Raw genomic sequence first — 18179 nt, 5'->3', positions numbered from 1 at the left:
TATATGAAAGATAACTTATTTGAAATGTTGTTGAGTTTATTTGAAACAAGTCTTACGCAGCTACAAAAAAGCCATAAAACCGCTGATCAAGATGCAATCGAATCTAATGACGAAGAAAGTTTGGCTTCTGAAGAACAGATGATGCATTTGAAATCGCAACAACATACATCAACTCGGGTATTTACCTATGATGAGCAAATAAAGCTAACTAAGGCCAGTTATCAATTTCTTGTACGTATGAAATTATATAATGTTCTTAATGCAGAATCTTTTGAAATCATTATGAATCAATTACAATTTTCTGAATCTCGTATTGTGACCCTGCAAGAAACTAAATGGACGATAAGGAATGCGCTAGCTAATAATTTAGATGAAGATCAATTGGCTTTTCTTGATTTAGTTCTTTATCAATCAGAAGATGAGTTGACATTACATTAATATCATCTATTACCTATATTACGAGAAGTTATTTTAAATAGTTCATTCTTTAGCGCCAATGTTCGCCTTTAATTCGCGAATTTTTGGCATTCTTGTGTTGAAATGGGGAAGAAGGATAAGGTTAACATTAAGATGAGTAAACATTTGGTAGTTGTTGAATCACCCGCTAAAGCAAAAACAATTCAAAAATATCTAGGGAATGATTATGAGGTCATAGCCTCTTATGGACATGTGCGTGATTTACCTGCACGTAAAGGATCTGTCAACCCAGATAAACAGTTTGCCATGACTTATGTTCCTATTGAAAAGAATGCTCGTCATATTGAAACAATCGCAAAAACACTCAAAAAATCAGATTCCCTATTGCTTGCAACAGACCCTGATAGAGAGGGCGAAGCCATTTCTTGGCATATTTATGAATTAATGAAAGAAAAAAATCTTACTAAAGATAAGACTATTCATCGGATTTTTTTTAATGAAATTACTAAATCGGCTATTCAAGATGCTCTAAATCATCCACGTACCATTTCTATGGATTTGGTTAATGCCCAACAAGCAAGACGAGCATTAGATTATCTGGTAGGTTTTAATCTTTCTCCCTTACTTTGGAAAAAGGTCAGAAGAGGGCTGTCTGCTGGACGAGTACAAAGTCCCGCTTTGCGTCTTATTGTGGAACGTGAAGAAGAGATCGAAGCTTTTGTTGCCCAAGAATACTGGAAGATTTTAGCTCAGTGTTTCCATGAAAACAGCGCATTTGAGGCGCGTTTAACTCATTATAAAAATGAAAAATTACAACAATTTACAATAGTTCAGCAAGAACAAGCACAGCAAATTAAAGAATTTTTGATTAATCAAGCTAAAGGCTTTTTGCTGGTTACGAATATTGAGAAAAAGCAGCGTAAACGTAAACCTTCTCCTCCTTTTATTACATCTACGTTACAACAAGAAGCTGCGCGAAAATTAGGTTTTACTGCTCGAAAAACAATGATGGTTGCTCAACAACTCTATGAAGGAATAGATATAGGGACCGGAACAGTAGGGCTTATCAGCTATATGCGTACCGACTCAGTGAATTTGTCGGTAGAAGCGGTAGAAGAAATTCGTCAATTTATTACAGAACGGTTTGGTGCAGCTAATTGCCCAACAAGTCCAAGGCTTTATAAAACTAAATCTAAAAATGCTCAAGAAGCTCATGAGGCTATTAGGCCCACATCAATTAAACGTGTACCGGAAATGGTGCAATCGTCTCTAACTGCGGATCAATATAAGCTCTATACTTTGATTTGGAAGCGTACAATCGCGTGTCAAATGGCTGATGCTGTATTAGATACGGTCGCAGTAGACTTAAGTTGTGGCGAAGGTACTGTTTTTCGTGCTAATGGTTCTACGGTCACATTCCCTGGATTTCTTTCAGTCTATGAAGAGGGGCGTGATGATACTAAAGATGACGAGAATGACGGTTCTTTATTACCAGTATTGGCTGTGGGTGAAAAAGTAAAAGTACAGGATATACTAGCCAATCAACATTTCACTGAGCCACCGCCACGATATTCTGAAGCAACTTTAGTTAAAGCATTGGAAGAGTATGATATAGGTCGTCCCTCAACCTATGCGACAATTATACATACCTTACAACAGCGAGAATATGTTGTTGTTGATAAAAAGCGGTTTTTTCCGACTGATGTAGGTCGTATAGTCAATCGTTTCTTGACTGGCTATTTTACACGTTATGTTGACTATAAGTTTACTGCAGAGCTTGAAGATACTCTTGATGCAGTATCTCGGGGTGAAAAAGAATGGATACCGGTTTTGGATGAGTTCTGGAAACCATTTGTACAACAAATTAAAACTACGGATGAACAGGTACAACGTAAAGATGTGACCTCAGAAATTTTAGATGAAAAATGTCCAAAATGTGAGAAGCCTCTATCAATTAGATTAGGCAAACGTGGACGATTTATTGGGTGTACTGGTTATCCAGAATGTGATTACACTCAAGATATTGCAGGCCAGGAAAATGAAAAAAAAGAACCAGAGGTAATTGAGGGAAGAGTTTGTCCCGAATGTTCCAGTCCGTTGCATATAAAAGTTGGACGTTATGGTCGTTTTATTGGTTGTAGTAATTATCCTCAATGTAAACACATGGAGCCTATAGAGAAGCCTGCTGATACGGGTGTCGATTGTCCTAAATGCCACCAAGCAAAAATATTACAACGTAAATCAAGAAAAGGAAAAATTTTCTACTCCTGTGGTAATTATCCTAAGTGTGATTATGCATTATGGAATGAGCCAATTAATCAACCTTGTCCAAAATGTAACTGGCCTATTTTAACGGTTAAGGAAAGTAAGAAATTCGGTCGTCAAATTTTATGTCCGCAAGAGGGATGTGGTTATTCTACAAAGGAAGAGTAAAAACCGAAAGTTCACATTTACTCAACGACAAGAGTCGACTTATTTTTCAAGATCTTAAATTATTTTTAATTGCTCGTATTCCCGCTTTCGTTTAGCGACATAAAAGGCATCCCTATGCCTTTTATGTCGCGCTCATGTTAATTAATACCAATCAATAGTGGTTGCTGTAACATCAACTCCAGGATAGGTATAAACTGCTACAGGTTGAACGGCAGGCATAACTTGTCTGTATTCGACTACATCAGTTGAGTAATAGCATCCAGACATTAATACAGCACTAATTATTAGGATAATCCATTTCATTATAACGCCCCTTTCTTGGACACTTATAAGAAATTGTATATTATTTGATCAAATATGGCCAATTTTGATGCTCATCTTGATATCTATTTTCAAAGAACTCTGAGTATATAAGATTTAGATAATGTTTTCTGATTTACAATAACTCATTCTTCCTGTTCATTTTGAATCGGTATATACTCATCGTCTTCTTAGAAAATAACTCAAACAGGATGTAGCGATGTTAGACAGGGCTATTGTAGTTGATGAGCAGTTTTTAAGCCGGATCCAGCAAGCAGATTTTCCAAAATCCAAGAGTACGATGGATCCGGAAACGGCAGAATTGGATAAGAAAACTGCTATTGACCTCTTTGATTCGCAAATCAAATCACGTCTACTTGATTTGATTGCCAGGCAGCTGAAAGAAAAAGGTTTATCTTTTTATACTATAGGCAGTAGTGGACATGAAGGTAATGCGGTATGGGGGCAGGTTTTTCGCCCGGAGGATATGGCCTTTTTGCATTACCGTAGTGGTGCATTTTATTTGCAACGTGCAAAAAAAATACCAGGAACTGATGGGGTTAGGGATATTTTGTTGTCTTTGGTTGCAGCAGCGACGGATCCAATATCAGGCGGTCGCCATAAAGTATTTGGTAGTGTTCCTTTGAATATTCCGCCACAAACATCGACTATTGCCTCTCATCTGCCTAAAGCCTTAGGGGCGGCAATATCTATTACGCGAGCAAAAGAACTAAAAGTTCCTAGTAACTTAAATTCTGACTCAGTCATACTTTGTTCTTTTGGCGATGCATCTACAAATCATGCCTCTGCACAAGCGACCTTGAATGCTTGCTCCTGGATGGCACAGCAAAATTACCCTTTACCTATAGTTTTTATTTGTGAGGATAATGGAATAGGAATTTCTGTTTCTACTCCCCATGATTGGATAGAACGCTCCATTTGTGCGCGACCTGGATTGCATTATCTTACTTGTGATGGATTAAATATTGCTGATGCCTATGCTGTGGCTCAGGAAGCAGAGTATCTAGCCCGAATAAAAAAGCAACCTGTTTTCTTGCATATGCGTTGTGTTCGTTTATTAGGACATGCTGGTTCTGATATTGAATCTCAATATTGCACTCAAGAAGAAATTGAAGCAAGAGAAGCGGAAGATCCTTTGCTTCATACTGCAGGTCTTCTTTATCAAGAGGGTTGGATGAGTATTCAAGATATGCTCAGCCTTTATCAGAACAATAAAGATTTAATCGAAGCCAAAGCGGTCGAAGCGATTAGGCAGCCTAAACTTTCTAGTGCAGATGAGGTAATGTCTTCATTGATTCCTATTGTATCTCCAAAACAGACCTGTCCTCTTCCAAGCGAAGACCAGCGTGTCAATGTCTTTGCCAATGCGTTTTCGCAATTAACTCAAAAGCGCAATTTATGCCAACAGATTAATTTTGCGCTGACGGATTTAATGCTGCAATATCCTAATATGTTGGTGTTTGGTGAAGATGTGGGTAAGAAAGGTGGTGTTTATCGTGTGACTGCAGATTTGCAGGCTCGATTTGGACGACGCAGGGTGTTTGATACTCTTTTGGATGAGACGACTATCTTAGGTACTGCTATAGGCTTAGCTCATAATGGATTTATCCCTGTTCCAGAAATCCAGTTTTTAGCTTATTTACATAATGCAGAAGACCAACTGCGTGGCGAGGCCTCTACCTTATCTTTCTTTTCGAGTGGTCAATACCAAAATCCTATGGTTGTGCGTATTGCTTCATTAGCTTATCAAAAAGGATTTGGTGGTCATTTTCATAATGATAACTCTATCGCGGTATTACGTGATTTGCCAGGTGTCATTGTCGCTTGCCCGTCCAATGGTCCAGATGCTGCAAAAATGTTGCGTACTTGTATGCGTTTGGCTTATGAGCAAGGGCGGGTAGTTGTGTTTTTAGAGCCTATTGCGCTGTATATGACTAAAGATTTACACGTGCCTGGCGATAACGGATGGTTGTTTCACTATCCTGCTCCTGATGTGGAGATTCCATTGGGTGAAGTAGGTACTTATGGTGAAGGAACAACGGTCATTTTGACTTATGCTAATGGTTATTATTTATCACGACAAGCAGCACACGTACTGCAGGAAGAACATAAAATTTCAGTGAAGGTTGTGGACTTACGTTGGCTTAATCCTTTACCAAGCGATGCCATTTTAAGAGAAATAGCCAAAGCAAAACAGGTGTTAATTGTGGATGAAGGTAGACGAAGTGGATCTGTTAGCGAAGGGTTAATGTCTTTGCTCTTGGAAGAAGCTTCATCTAACTTAAAAATCAAACGAATTACAGGTAAAGATTGCTTTATTCCTTTGGGTAATGCATGGCAGTATTTATTACCCAGTAAAGAAAGTATTATTGAAGCCGTAATTACGTTAGAGTCAGATAAAAGGGAGAAAGAGAGTGGACGACTTGTTGTTTCTTGATGAACAGTTAAATGATGACGAACGTATGATACGGGATAGCGTAGCGCGTTTTGTCAGCAATGATGTAATGCCTTTGATGGTTGAATCCTTTGAGCATGCTCAATTTCCACGTGAGTTGATTCGAAAGTCTGCTGAATTAGGTTTATTAGGTTTAACTTTACCTGCAGAATATGGAGGAGCGGAGGCATCTTATGTTGCTTATGGTTTAGTTTGCCAAGAATTAGAAAAAGGGGATAGTGGTCTGCGCAGCTTTGTTTCTGTACAAAGTTCTTTATGTATGTTTCCTATTTTTCGTTATGGTAGCGAAGAACAAAAAGTACGTTTTTTACCAGGAATGGCTACTGGCGAAATTATTGGCTGCTTTGGTTTGACTGAACCTGATTTTGGTTCTGATCCATCAGGCATGAGAACAACAGCGAAAAAAGTCGATGGAGGTTGGTGTTTGAATGGTGCCAAGATGTGGATAACCAATTCACCAATTGCTGATATTGCTATTGTTTGGGCAAAAACAGATGAAGGCATACGCGGTTTTATTGTGGATACTAAATCTCAAGGTTTAAGTCGTCCTGAAATCAAACTAAAAATGTCGTTACGTGCTTCAATAACTGGAGAATTAGTATTTGATAATGTTTTTGTTCCTGATGAAAATTATCTTCCTGGTAGCGATAAAGGTATAGGCGCTCCTTTAAGTTGCTTAAGCCAGGCACGATATGGAATTGCTTGGGGAGCTATGGGAGCGGCTATAGCTTGTTTCGATATTACCCGCGATTATTTACTGGAGCGCAAGCAATTTAATAAGCCGTTAGCATCATTTCAACTAATCCAAAAAGATTTAGCTGATATGTACACTGAAATTATTAAAGCACAATGCCTTAATTTACAAGTGGGCCGCATAAAAGATCATCATCGCGAAAATCCTGTAATGATTTCTCTTGCTAAAGGGAATGCTTGTCGCGAGGCATTGAAAATTGCACGAAAATGCAGGAATCTATTAGGAGCAAATGGAATCAGCCTGGAATATCATGTAATTCGCCATATGCTTAATTTGGAATCAGTCTTTACATATGAGGGTACAGACAATGTTCATACTCTTGTATTAGGAAAACATATTACAGGAATTAATGCTTTTGTTTAAATCAAGCAAAATTTGGTTCAGGGGTATTGATAATATTTTATTGGGGCAAGGCATCAGCCTGCTCCACACTATCATTAAGTTAGAGGGTGTCATTCCCAGACGGATCCGTTAACAAAGCTGGCATGATGCTGCATTAAAACTGGATTTTCTCGAGAGCGACTTCCTGCTTCATGATAGTGTATCACTTTGGCATGGTGATTGAGTTTGACGAGTGTTACTAGTGATTCAGAAGAACTTACTTCATAGGGATTGTGTGAAGTAACGGCGGGTTTGTCGGCAACTTACAGGAGTATCTATGTTTAAAATGATTTTAAAAAGATCTTTAGTTTGCAGTTTAATTCTATTTAGTATGAATGCCCAGTCTGAGCTAAGTAAAGAGTTTTTAGCCAATCAATGTCATCAGTTATCCCATGTCATTATTTCAACTTTGGAAAAACAGAATAGAAAGCAATGCATGGATAAACTCTATAGGGCATCAATACAAGTAAATACAGCAGCAGTTTTGATTATGGGAGATGAGCCGAATTCAGCAAAAGGAATGCTAAATAATGTGGTTGCTGATTTACAATATGCAGAATTACTTAGTTGTAATCAATATATTCAAATTGTGCATTCAAAATTTGAAGCGCAGAAAATTAAAACATTATTATAACGACATAATATTTCGTGGGTTTGTGCTGGAGGAATGGGAGCCTATATTAAGTTCTTGCAGACTGGGTGTCGCGCATAAAGTGCGACATGTAGTCAGAGGAGATTCAAGATCAATAGATCTTAATTTAAAGAGCAGTTTGTTCGTTCTGATTTATCGATACAAATAGCTTATGCCTCCATTACATGGGTGAATTTTGAAATAAATTAATTGTAATTGTTGTTTAAAATAAGTAAGTTAATGAAGCAAATAAAACAAGGAGTGATATATGACATGTAAGTTTTACCCACTAGTTATTAGTGGCTTATTCTTAGCAAATGCAGCATTTGCTACTACCCCACCCATTCTTGATAAGGATGGTCCAGTTTGTTCAAGCATGCTTTGTGCATTTAAGAGTCCTGGTGGCTTATATGTTAATGGTACTGGCTATTATGTGCAACCCAGTGAAACAGGGCTAGGTTTAGTTACTGACAGTTGGTTGTTTGAAGCTCCAGGAGGTTCTCAAGCACAAAGTAAGCCTTTTAATCCTGGCTACCAATGGGCTGGTAGTGTGGCCATTGGTTATGATATACCCATGACTGCCAATAATGTTGAAGTCGGCTATCTTTATTTAAATAACAAAACTCATGCAGTAAATTCTTTTGCAAATGGTTCTATTTTATTTGGAAGTATTTTATTTCCTGATGCCACTATTCCTATAAATTTTGATCCTGGATTGGTCAGCGATGCATATTTAACCTACAGAGTAGATCAAGTAGATGTTAAAGCAGGGAGAAAATACAGTGATACTTCTGGAGTATTCACCATTCGTCCTTCTTTAGGGGTACGATATGCGCAAATAAAACATGAGCTAACTTTTGCTGCTCCTGGAGAATTGAACAGTAAATTTAGTGGGGCTGGACCGCTTTTTGGTTTGGATGGGCACTATAATTTATGGAATGGATTTGGCTTACTTGGTTATTTTGATTATGCACTGATGGCTGGGTCGATGCAGTCTTATTCAGCTGTTTTTCTTGGATCAAATCTCAGTTTTAATTGGCCTAAACGCAATCGAGTTGTAAATAGCGTAACAGGAAAAATTGGATTAGATTATACACATCAATTGCATAATGCTTCTACTTGGACTGCTGCGGTAGGATATCAAATTAATGAATATTTTAGCGCGATGGATACAATTAGAGGATTTACCGGGATAGGTAATTTAGGGCCTCAACGGATTGCAGGAAATGAAACAAATAATTTCTCGTTTCAAGGGCTTTTCTTAAGTTTAACTTTACATGCTTAAGATACTGAATCCTAAAAAAATATACTCCACTTATATCAATGATGAGCTTTAATCTAATGGAGTCCATTGACCAGCTAAGCGCTAAAAGCCTTAGCTGGGGATAAAAATCAAGGGTACATCTTATGATTCGAATTGATTTCCATGAGTTTCTTTACAATGCTCTCAAGCTCAGTTTTTTGAATAGTTGTAGTTTGTTCATTATTGAGCTTGCTTTCTAATTTCGATAAAGGGCTATCTAAATAATGAGCACTTTTACTTACAGCATCACTATTAAATGCCTCTACTAGATCATTACCATTGTGCTCAATTATTTTTAATAATAAGTTTGTAATCGCGAATGTATCAATGTTTCGATCCATTGCAATAATTAATGACTGAACAAGATGCATAATGCCATTTTCACCTTTTCGTATTCCCATCTTGATTGGTTGAGTTAATACTGAGCTCATTGTATCTGGTGATTTTTTAAAAAAATTGTGAATAAGATCAACAAGTAGATTGAACATTTTTTTATTGTTTTCAATGTATGATGCAGAAACAAGAGCTGTGAAAATGATATGGAATGCATGCATTCCTTGATTGTAGCCACTTTGATTGATTTTAGTAAGCGAATCCATTAATGGTTGGGGGTGTCTTTCATTCACTATTAAAAGAATTTTACAAATAGTTTTTACAGCATCAATATTGTCTTGGGAACATCGCGCAAGTGTAGGTATTATAAAGTCCATAATCCCAGTTCCAGAAAATGCACCTTTAGTAACTTCTTGGGTCATAGCAAATCCTAACTCATTAGGAGATTGAGTAATAAACTTTGCTAAGAGTTCTGCAATTAAATTTGTTATCGATTGATTACAGTCATATTCAGATGCATTTTTTAATGCATAAATAAGATTTAATAAGGCATTTGTTCCACTTGTAAAACCACTTTCAATAGGTTTAACCATAATTGAGCAAAGTGCGCTACCGTCTTGTTCAAGTAAATGAGAAAAAATTGAATTAATGGCGATTAATGTTGGAGAAAAAATAGAATTAAATGTTGCACTGTAAAATCGATCCATCCAAACAAAAATTCCGGTTTGACCTTTAAATTCACCAGCTTCAATTGTTTTTCCAAGCATCGTTATTGCAAGATGAGGATATTGTTTACTTATGTTATAAAGAATAGAGGCGATCTCGTAAGAGGAGGAGAAGTTTTTATTTTTCATGGCATTAGACAAACCATGGGTTAGCCAATATAAGGTATTACTCTGTTCTAGTTCGGATTCTGATAAATTGGCTAGGTCTAAGTAGGACTTTATTTGATTGATAAGCTCCGATAATTCACTCTCAGAGAGGGCAGGTGCAACATTTCCTTTATATTCTTTAATGGGGGTGTTAAGGAAATCCTCTTGAATCATTTTTTCAATCATATGTTATGTGGTGGATGGAGGTTTTTTTATTATAACGAGCTTAACTTAGATATTCAAAGATTTTTCATCTAGCAATATTTTTTTACAAGTATAGCTCTAATAAATCAAACGCGTACTTATTATGTAGTTTCCATAAATGGCAATAAAAATTCTATTTTATAAATAAAACACCATTTGCTCTATAATTAATCATAAAGTTAAATAATTTTTAATGTAGAGGTCATTATGGATGAAAAGATAGACAGACCTAAACCGAGTAAACACACGCCATTTTTTATATTACTAGAGAAAACCCAGCGAACTACTCTTTATACCTCCTATACAGGAGACGAAGAAGATTATATAAATAAAGATGATGGCGTTTTGAAGCAATTACAGACCTATGTGAATGCAGGTAATGAGGATGCATACAATGAGTTGGTAAATAAATTCCCAAGTCGTATATTTCGAAGAACAAAAGGCGAAGTATATGAAATGTTTGATGAGGGTAAAGAAATTGATCTACGTATCGCATTGCAAGTCAAAGCCCATAGTTTGACTTGGTATTTCTGGAAGTCAGGGGTTATGGATCAGTATCCTCAAAAGTTCAGAGATATACTTTATCATTCTGCGGCCCAGGCACATAAAAAAGTGACAAATGGTTGTGATTTATATTATCGTGGTAGTAATTCGGTACATCTAAAATTAATGCATCACTTAGAAATTGAATCACTTCATAATCATAACCACTATCGTTTAAAAAATAACCAACCCTATACTCCTGAGGATTTTAACCAACACATGGAGGCTTTAAAAGAAACGGAAGCATTTGCTCAATTCTTTAATGAGGGTGAAATCGAAAAAATTGAAGAGCGGTTTGCTCAATTTTATGCCGATTGGCATATAAAACTGGAAGGAAGTTTATCGAAACACGAGGAATATATGCAAGATCCTTCTCAGCGGTTAAACACAGGAGATGTAATCGAATTAATGCTATTTGGTCATCAACAAGAACCTTGCCGTATTAATGTACGTGAATTAACAATTGATTATGATGTAGCAAGAAAAGAAATTGAGGAAGCACTAGAAAAAGGAGGTACATCCGAATCGCAACTGGAGTTAACCCAAAAGCTTGAAGAAATAGAAAAGCAATATAAAGCTCTTTTAAAGTATCGAGAAAAGGGAGGTAGTCGTGGCTTACTTTCAGAAATTGGTGCTACGCGACAAACGTACCAATCGGAATTCAAACCTAATCCCTATGTCGGCGGACAAGACAGCAGTTTTGGAGCTCCACCAGAAATACCCGAGTGGGCAACAAAACTAAAGATACTTGTTGATGAAGGTAAGCAAGCAATGATTGAGACAAGAGCGGAAAGAGAAATTATAGAGGACTCTCAAAAAGAAGAGGCCATAAAAAGTTTTGAAGAAGAGGTTCCAGAGCATATTCGTATTGCAAATATGCAAAAGAACATAACGTTTTTTAAAGAAGAAACGAAAGAAGACACCAAAGACAATCAAGATCTACCCACTAACAAGAAGAGATTCGAAACAAAGAAGTGAGATAAAAAGCAATATTTATTTAAGAGGATAGAAATATGCAAACTACAAAGTTACTTAATGAAGCAGATTACAAGCATAGAGCAGAGTTAATCCTTCAAAATCTTGATAGTGTTCAATTAGATATAGAAAAATACAATAAAGAACTTTTTCTTCTTGGTGAAAAACTAGACAAAGTCAATTCATTTCCGGAATTTTTTAAAATTGTTGATGACGTTATTAAAACGGAATCAGAGCTTGATAAATTTCTTATAAAAGAAATGAAAGGTTTGAATCAAAATATTAGAAATATCCTCATACAAGATATAAAGGATAAAAGCGAATTTCAGTCTTTTATTAATGTTCTAAGTTTTAATCAAATTATAACGGATAAAATTTTAAAAAATAAAGAGCGGTTAAGTCTCCATCTTTTAAAAGAACAATTACCTGAACCAAAATATAATCTTGCGAAAAATTTTATTCATTCTATTACTGTATTAAAGCCAATTACTGAGCTTATTGAAAAACAAAAAGCTCATTTTAAAACTGCATTAGATTCAGCAGATTCAATGGATCAAGTTAATGAAATAGAAAGACAAATTGATGTTCAGGATAGTGATTTGTTAGAGGCTTATCAGACGTTAATTAATTTTCCAGAAGATGAACAAACCGCTGAAGCTGTTATTAATTTTTTAGAGAAAAATCAGCAAATAAAAAATCTTATGGAATCTTTTGATTTTGCTGAGTCTTTAATAGATGATGTACTCAATGCAAAGACAAGAGTTTCTGTTTTTGAGAATCATGGCCCTAAGTAATATGGGACAGGAATATCGCCATAATAATGAGGTACTTTGAGCCAGTTAACTTGATTTCATGCTCAAAAAGAGGATTAAATGCCTAGGCATATCTGGTTTTCTACAAAAGTTTTTGGTGTTAATTTTAAACAAATTCAATAGTAGACCTCTTGAATAAATATCTAGCACTTGTTATTTCCTCCAGACTTCGCTATTATTTGCGGGCAGTCGGGGCGTAGCGCAGCCTGGTAGCGTACTAGCATGGGGTGCTAGTGGTCGAAGGTTCAAATCCTTCCGTCCCGACCAAGCCCAGTAAGGGTTATAATAAATCCCCATTCACTAATATAAAATCTTGGCTACACTTCTGGCTACACTTTCTGGAAATGGTCCAAATGAGCGTAATAAATATTAAACCTATTTCTGAAATTTATCTTCGTGTTCGGGGTGAGTTAAAGTTATTGAAAATTGCTCTGATAAATAAAGACTTAAAAAAAATTATGCGGCATAGAACCACCTTGCATAGCTTAACAACAAATTTTGAAATTAGTTTAAAGCATAATGAAAAAAATTTACTTATCCATTATAGGATTAAAGAAGCATCTAAGAATTTATTGATGCTTGTGCAATCCACTCTTCATACCGCATCGCACTACCTTTCGATGAATTTAGGGTGTCTATGAGTGGCTTCCAAAGTTGTTTTCGAATTTTTTCATTATATGTTGAATTGGTTGCATGTATCATAATTGACCATAAATGCCATTTATAGGCATCTTTTCTCATAGAATTAATCAATCCAAGTCTATGTAATATGTTTTTTAATTGATTTAGAGGTTCTCCGGTTAAAAGAGATTTAGTTTGTGGTTGCAATTTAATTGAAAAATTTGCATTGAATTCTTTAACTCCCGTTTCAAAAATAGTTTTTACTATTTCTGAGTAATCTGAGGAATTTCGATATTTTTGGAATAGTTGTGCAGGACTTCCACTAGCCAGAATTTTATATTCAATCTTGATGTCTTGAGGGTTAAAACTATTTAATTGATCAAAATATTCCCTGACAGCTTTTTGCACGTTATATTTAAAATCATTCAAATTTATATCGATTTTTCTTGGTTCAACAAGCAAATTAAATTCATTTTCAGTAAAATCGCATATTAAATAGTGTATGCTTTTATTTTTGGCATCCCAATAAAATGAAGTTCTTATGTCCATATTTTTCTCCAAGAGTTAAATATAATATAGAACAATAATTAATCACTTTGTTGTTGAGTTACAGTATTAAGCCCCTAAGAAAGGCTTAATGATAAGAAAAATGAGGGTAAATTCCAAATGTATCTTGATTCCAACCAAATTGTATTCTCACCGTCAGATCTGACTCAGTTTATGGAAAGCCCCTTTGCATCATGGATGGAACATCTTGCAATAACTCATCCAAACTTAGTGCCTACTCCTGATGAAAGTGATGAATTGTTGAGTGTTTTGCATGACATGGGAAATCAACATGAATCAGAAGTATTAACTGCATTTGAAGCTAGAGGATTAACGATTGCTAATTTGCGCAAGCGGACTGATTCATATCAAGCAACTATTGATGCTATGAAAAATGGGGTAGATGTAATTTACCAGGCGCATTTGGAATTGTTACCGTTTAGAGGGTACGCCGATTTTTTGATTAAAGTCCAAGGTAAAAGTATTTTTGGAGATTATTGCTATGAAATTTGGGATACTAAATTAGCCAAGTCCGTTAAGACTTATTTTCTGGTGCAATTATGTTGTTATGCTGAAATGCTTGCTGTAATGCAACAAACAACTGCCGAGCATATCACTATTGTTTTGGGTAATAAGGAACAAAAACGATTCAGGGTTAATGATTATTTTTATTTCTACCAAAATCTTAAGCACAAATTTTTGTCTCTGCACCAAGAATTCGATCCCGTTAAATGTCTTGATCCGGCCTCATCAAAAAGTTGGGGAAGATGGAGCATACATGCTGAGAATCTACTATTGGAAGCAGACCATCTGATTCAGGTTGCTACCATTACTTCTGGACAAATCAAGAAATTGAATAAAGCAGGTATCGATACCATGACTGCTTTAGCTAACGCTAATAATAAAAATGTAAAAGGAATAAAACCTGAACTATTTGAGCGGCTAAAAGCTCAGGCCAAAATTCAAAAAGAGAGCATTGGAAAAGATATTCCTGCTTATCAGTTAATTGATAATGAAAATGGAAAAAAACAGGGATTGGCTTTGCTACCACCTAAATCAAAAAATGATATCTTTTTTGATATCGAAGGGTTTCCTTTAGAAGATGGAGGTTTGGAATATCTTTGGGGCGTAACTTATTTTGATGATAATAGTCAGCGTCAATACATGGATTTTTGGGCACATAATAAAGATCAGGAAAAAGAAAGTTTCAGAGCATTTATTGAATGGACTTACCAACGATGGCAGCAAGATCCATCCATGCACATATATCATTATGCAAGCTATGAAATTACTGCTTGCCGTAAACTAATAAGCAGATATGGCGTGTGTGAGTATGAAGTTGATCAGTTATTACGTAACGAAGTATTTGTTGATTTATACAAAATCGTAAAAGGCGCGCTATTAATAGGAGAGCCGCGTTACTCAATTAAAAATGTTGAGCATTTATACCGCTCCAAACGAGATACAGAGGTAGGCTCTGGTGGAGATTCAGTAGTTGTTTATGAACGATGGCGAGAAAATCCTGATGGTAATACTTGGCAAACGTCAAAGGTATTAAATGATATTCGCACTTACAATATTGATGATTGTAACTCTACCCAGGAATTGGTTACCTGGTTAAGAGAAAAGCAGGAATCCAGTGGCATTTGTTTCCTTGGCAAAACAGAATTAGTTGAGCCTGAGATTAAAGAAGAAATTAACGAACGCATTAAACTTCGTGACAACTTGCTTGAACAAGCTTCACAATTGAAAGGTGAGGATCAGGAACAATTATCAAAAATTAATTCTGTTATGGCTTGGTCAATTGAATTTCATAGACGTGAGTCAAAACCCGTTTTTTGGAGGATGTTTGATCGGTTAGGATTAAGTGAGGAAGAATTACTTGAGGATATTGATTGCTTGGCCTATTGTCAGCGAACTGACAAATCGCCGTATAAGCCAACGCCTAAAGCCCGCAACTTAGTCTATGAATATTCGTTTGATCCAGATCAGGAATTCAAAGGTAATGCAAAAGAGTATTACTTGTTAGGCTGTGAGACACCAGATGGTAAAAACATAAAAGCTGCTTGCCACGCGGAAGGCAGTGATCTGGAGAATGGAATTATTGCACTGCAAATAAAAAGTGAACCTGATAGCCCTATTACCTTAATTCCAAACGAATATGTTAATCCTGATCCAATACCTCAAGCTATTACAAAACAGGCAGAGGCATTTGCAAAAGGAGCACTAACTCATACTGTTATAATTGATTTTTTGGGTAAATCTATCCCAAGAATTAAAGGACATATGTCCGGTCAAGCAATAGCCCCCAGCCATGATCCAAATCAACGATTGAATGAAATTATTGAGGCAGTTACTAATTTGAATAATAGCTATCTGACTATTCAAGGCCCACCAGGTGCTGGCAAGACATATACAGGTAAGCATTTGATTGCTGAACTGATTAAAAAAGGTAAAAAGATAGGCATATCTTCCAATAGCCACAAAGCCATCAATAATTTATTAATTAACACTGCCCAATATTGCCATAAAGAAGGAATTACAGGACATTTTGCTTGTACACGCAATACTGACTCTGCCATTGACGATTTGAAGATTAGTGTGCTGGAAAATAAAGATATTGCTGGTTTTGTGCAAGCAGGCCGTGTCGTAGGAACAACTGCTTGGGGCTTTTCCAGAGATGACCTTGAAAATGGGTTTGATTATCTTTTTATCGATGAGGCAGGGCAAGTTAGTGTTGCAAATTTAATTGCTATGAGCAGAGCAACAGCCAATATCATCTTGATGGGTGACCAGATGCAATTGGGTCAACCTTCTCAAGGTAGCCATCCAGAGGACAGCGGATTATCCATTCTCGATTACCTGTTACATTCGACCCCAACTATCCCTGATTCAATGGGCGTATTTTTGGGAACAACCTATCGAATGCACTCGGCAGTCAATCAATTTATAAGTGAGGCAGTATATGAGGGTAAACTTGAAACCGCTCCAGAAAATGATGAGCAATTGATAACTATCCCTATTGGTTATAATGGTATTTTAAACAAGGAGGCTGGAATAATAACTGTACCAGTTATGCATGAAGGCAATACACAAGCCAGTGATGAAGAAGTTGAGAAAATTGTTTCTTTAGTTCATGAATTATTGGGGCGGACTTTTAATACCAAAAATGGTAAACAAAGAACAATTGATTGGGAAGATATTCTTTTTGTTGCTCCATACAATTATCAGGTTAATAAATTGAAAAAAGCCCTTGGAGATAAAGCCAGAGTAGGCAGTGTTGACAAATTCCAGGGACAAGAAGCGCCAGTTGTATTTTTAAGCATGTGTGCAAGCAGTGCTAATGAGTCTCCCAGAGGGTTAAATTTTCTATTTGATAAGAATCGCATTAATGTTGCAGTATCAAGGGCACAATGTATGGCAGTTATTGTTTATTCTCCAGCATTGTTAGATTCTGTACCAAATAACATCGAACAAATCACTATGATGAATTTATTTTGCCAATTAGTGAAAGACTGATACTTTGTTTGATTGCAATGAAAACAAGTTATGAAATAAATAACCATTTTGTGGTTTTGTATAGATCATGGTGTAAAAAATGTCACCTCAACTTAATTGCCTTGATGAGATAATAAATCTATAATCGGAATCTGTTATACAAGGTAATTAATAAGGAGATGTTATGAAAGTATATTATTCTAATAGAATTGATGCCGATGAAGATAAGGACGAATATATGCCTTGGTTATCAATGGAGATATAAGTATCTCCTTTGATGGTTTTATATTGATATGAAATTAGTTTTAAACAATGATGTTTTTGCAGTAATTGATGACTTCTTAGAGCTATCAGCTTTTGAAAAAATTTGGAATTTTATTCAAACTGAAAAATTCAAGTTTGTTCATACTTCTAAATGGGTAAATGCTTTTAGTCTTGAGGATGGCTCCCCTTTATGGGGTGGTGTTACTATTTCTCACCCTAGACCTGAGTCTTGCACTACAGAGCAAATTTACCCTACAAACACAACAATTGATTTATTTATAGAGGAATTAATTGCAGGATCCACTGACTATTCTCATTTAATAGGTTTCAAAGATAAAGATTGGGATTTTTTCTATGCTAGATCCTATTTGTATCCAAGAGGGGCAGGACTATCTTGGCATACAGATGGTAAGTACAAAATATCAGGTGCATATGTATATTACTGCCACCCCACTTGGGACATAAATTGGGGAGCTGAATTATTAATTAATCCTACACCCCAACTAGATTTTGATTATCCTGAAGTGACGTTGATTGATGATAAGAAGAAAAAAGTAGGGTTCCATCTTACTAGTTCTGAGTTGAATAAGTTTGCTGCTGATGGAATAGGCTATTATATTGTACCTAAACCTAATAGGTTGGTTATTTTTAAAAATAATATTTTGCACTGTATAAAAAAAGTAGAGAATGCAGCAGGAAATCATGTAAGGGCATCGATAACCGGGTTTTTTATGAGTAATGATAAAATAAATGAAGCGAAAGAGGCTGAGCAAGAACATTCAAGCTTATAATTATTAGTTTTAGTCCCGCCAAATT

13 protein-coding genes and 1 tRNA gene are annotated in these 18179 nt (G+C 36.0%); 11 read left to right on the top strand and 3 right to left on the bottom strand.

Annotated features, from left to right (window positions below):
* Positions 1 to 3 precede the first annotated feature (3 nt).
* A complete protein-coding gene (locus Lsan_RS08075) occupies positions 4 to 438 on the top strand; it encodes a DUF494 family protein (protein ID WP_058513914.1) in 435 nt (144 codons plus the stop codon).
* Between the two features lie 132 nt (positions 439 to 570).
* Entirely contained in the window at positions 571 to 2850 is a 2280-nt protein-coding gene (gene topA / locus Lsan_RS08070; RefSeq protein ID WP_058513913.1) for a type I DNA topoisomerase, read from the top strand.
* 141 nt (positions 2851 to 2991) lie between these two features.
* On the opposite strand, the gene Lsan_RS22495 is transcribed toward topA, so the two are convergent.
* Positions 2992 to 3153 (bottom strand): hypothetical protein, encoded by a 162-nt coding sequence (locus Lsan_RS22495; RefSeq protein ID WP_164480583.1) that lies wholly within the window; start codon positions 3151 to 3153, stop codon positions 2992 to 2994.
* 217 nt (positions 3154 to 3370) lie between these two features.
* Between Lsan_RS22495 and Lsan_RS08065 the strand changes: the two genes are divergently transcribed.
* The 4 genes from Lsan_RS08065 (at position 3371) to Lsan_RS08050 (ending at position 8677) form a co-directional block, all read left to right on the top strand.
* Positions 3371 to 5608, top strand: a complete 2238-nt coding sequence (locus tag Lsan_RS08065) for a dehydrogenase E1 component subunit alpha/beta (RefSeq protein WP_058513912.1) — start codon at positions 3371 to 3373, stop codon at positions 5606 to 5608.
* On the top strand, positions 5586 to 6743 hold the full coding sequence (locus tag Lsan_RS08060; protein WP_058513911.1) for an acyl-CoA dehydrogenase family protein: 1158 nt from the start codon (positions 5586 to 5588) through the stop codon (positions 6741 to 6743). Before Lsan_RS08065 ends, Lsan_RS08060 begins: the two co-directional genes overlap by 23 nt.
* 295 nt (positions 6744 to 7038) lie before the next feature.
* Complete coding sequence (locus Lsan_RS08055) at positions 7039 to 7395, top strand: hypothetical protein (protein WP_058513910.1); 357 nt, start codon at positions 7039 to 7041, stop codon at positions 7393 to 7395.
* A gap of 265 nt (positions 7396 to 7660) precedes the next feature.
* Positions 7661 to 8677, top strand: coding sequence for an Lpg1974 family pore-forming outer membrane protein (locus Lsan_RS08050; RefSeq protein WP_058513909.1), 1017 nt, complete (start codon positions 7661 to 7663; stop codon positions 8675 to 8677).
* 107 nt (positions 8678 to 8784) lie between these two features.
* Here Lsan_RS08050 and Lsan_RS08045 read toward each other — a convergent pair whose 3' ends face one another.
* Entirely contained in the window at positions 8785 to 10074 is a 1290-nt protein-coding gene (locus Lsan_RS08045; protein ID WP_237762072.1) for a hypothetical protein, read from the bottom strand.
* Positions 10075 to 10311: 237 nt separating this feature from the next.
* Here Lsan_RS08045 and Lsan_RS08040 point away from each other — a divergent pair, with 237 nt between their 5' ends.
* From Lsan_RS08040 to Lsan_RS08030, 3 genes are all read left to right on the top strand, one after another.
* On the top strand, positions 10312 to 11625 hold the full coding sequence (locus Lsan_RS08040) for a hypothetical protein (protein ID WP_058513907.1): 1314 nt from the start codon (positions 10312 to 10314) through the stop codon (positions 11623 to 11625).
* A 35-nt stretch (positions 11626 to 11660) separates the two neighbouring features.
* Positions 11661 to 12416 (top strand): hypothetical protein, encoded by a 756-nt coding sequence (locus tag Lsan_RS08035; RefSeq protein WP_058513906.1) that lies wholly within the window; start codon positions 11661 to 11663, stop codon positions 12414 to 12416.
* 208 nt (positions 12417 to 12624) lie between these two features.
* Positions 12625 to 12701 (top strand) — tRNA-Pro (locus Lsan_RS08030).
* 294 nt (positions 12702 to 12995) lie between these two features.
* On the opposite strand, the gene Lsan_RS08025 is transcribed toward Lsan_RS08030, so the two are convergent.
* Complete coding sequence (locus tag Lsan_RS08025) at positions 12996 to 13604, bottom strand: hypothetical protein (RefSeq protein WP_010652794.1); 609 nt, start codon at positions 13602 to 13604, stop codon at positions 12996 to 12998.
* A 117-nt stretch (positions 13605 to 13721) separates the two neighbouring features.
* Here Lsan_RS08025 and Lsan_RS08020 point away from each other — a divergent pair, with 117 nt between their 5' ends.
* Together Lsan_RS08020 and Lsan_RS08015 are read left to right on the top strand one after the other, a co-directional pair.
* Positions 13722 to 17120, top strand: coding sequence for a TM0106 family RecB-like putative nuclease (locus Lsan_RS08020; protein WP_010652795.1), 3399 nt, complete (start codon positions 13722 to 13724; stop codon positions 17118 to 17120).
* A 272-nt stretch (positions 17121 to 17392) separates the two neighbouring features.
* Positions 17393 to 18154, top strand: a complete 762-nt coding sequence (locus Lsan_RS08015; protein ID WP_010652796.1) for a 2OG-Fe(II) oxygenase — start codon at positions 17393 to 17395, stop codon at positions 18152 to 18154.
* Positions 18155 to 18179: the final 25 nt, after the last annotated feature.

Source organism: Legionella santicrucis, from assembly GCF_001468135.1.
Lineage (GTDB): Bacteria > Pseudomonadota > Gammaproteobacteria > Legionellales > Legionellaceae > Legionella > Legionella santicrucis.
Note: the sequence above shows the minus strand (reverse complement) of the source record. Positions and strands in the feature narration are given on the sequence as shown.

Excerpts from the sequence above, each read along its gene's own strand:
- Lsan_RS08075 (WP_058513914.1), top strand. The coding sequence starts at position 4 with ATGAAAGATAACTTATTTGAAATGTTGTTGAGTTTATTTGAAACAAGT.
- topA (WP_058513913.1), top strand. The coding sequence starts at position 571 with ATGAGTAAACATTTGGTAGTTGTTGAATCACCCGCTAAAGCAAAAACA.
- Lsan_RS22495 (WP_164480583.1), bottom strand. The coding sequence starts at position 3,153 with ATGAAATGGATTATCCTAATAATTAGTGCTGTATTAATGTCTGGATGC.
- Lsan_RS08065 (WP_058513912.1), top strand. The coding sequence starts at position 3,371 with ATGTTAGACAGGGCTATTGTAGTTGATGAGCAGTTTTTAAGCCGGATC.
- Lsan_RS08055 (WP_058513910.1), top strand. The coding sequence starts at position 7,039 with ATGTTTAAAATGATTTTAAAAAGATCTTTAGTTTGCAGTTTAATTCTA.
- Lsan_RS08050 (WP_058513909.1), top strand. The coding sequence starts at position 7,661 with ATGACATGTAAGTTTTACCCACTAGTTATTAGTGGCTTATTCTTAGCA.
- Lsan_RS08045 (WP_237762072.1), bottom strand. The coding sequence starts at position 10,074 with ATGATTCAAGAGGATTTCCTTAACACCCCCATTAAAGAATATAAAGGA.
- Lsan_RS08040 (WP_058513907.1), top strand. The coding sequence starts at position 10,312 with ATGGATGAAAAGATAGACAGACCTAAACCGAGTAAACACACGCCATTT.
- Lsan_RS08035 (WP_058513906.1), top strand. The coding sequence starts at position 11,661 with ATGCAAACTACAAAGTTACTTAATGAAGCAGATTACAAGCATAGAGCA.
- Lsan_RS08025 (WP_010652794.1), bottom strand. The coding sequence starts at position 13,604 with ATGGACATAAGAACTTCATTTTATTGGGATGCCAAAAATAAAAGCATA.
- Lsan_RS08020 (WP_010652795.1), top strand. The coding sequence starts at position 13,722 with ATGTATCTTGATTCCAACCAAATTGTATTCTCACCGTCAGATCTGACT.
- Lsan_RS08015 (WP_010652796.1), top strand. The coding sequence starts at position 17,393 with ATGAAATTAGTTTTAAACAATGATGTTTTTGCAGTAATTGATGACTTC.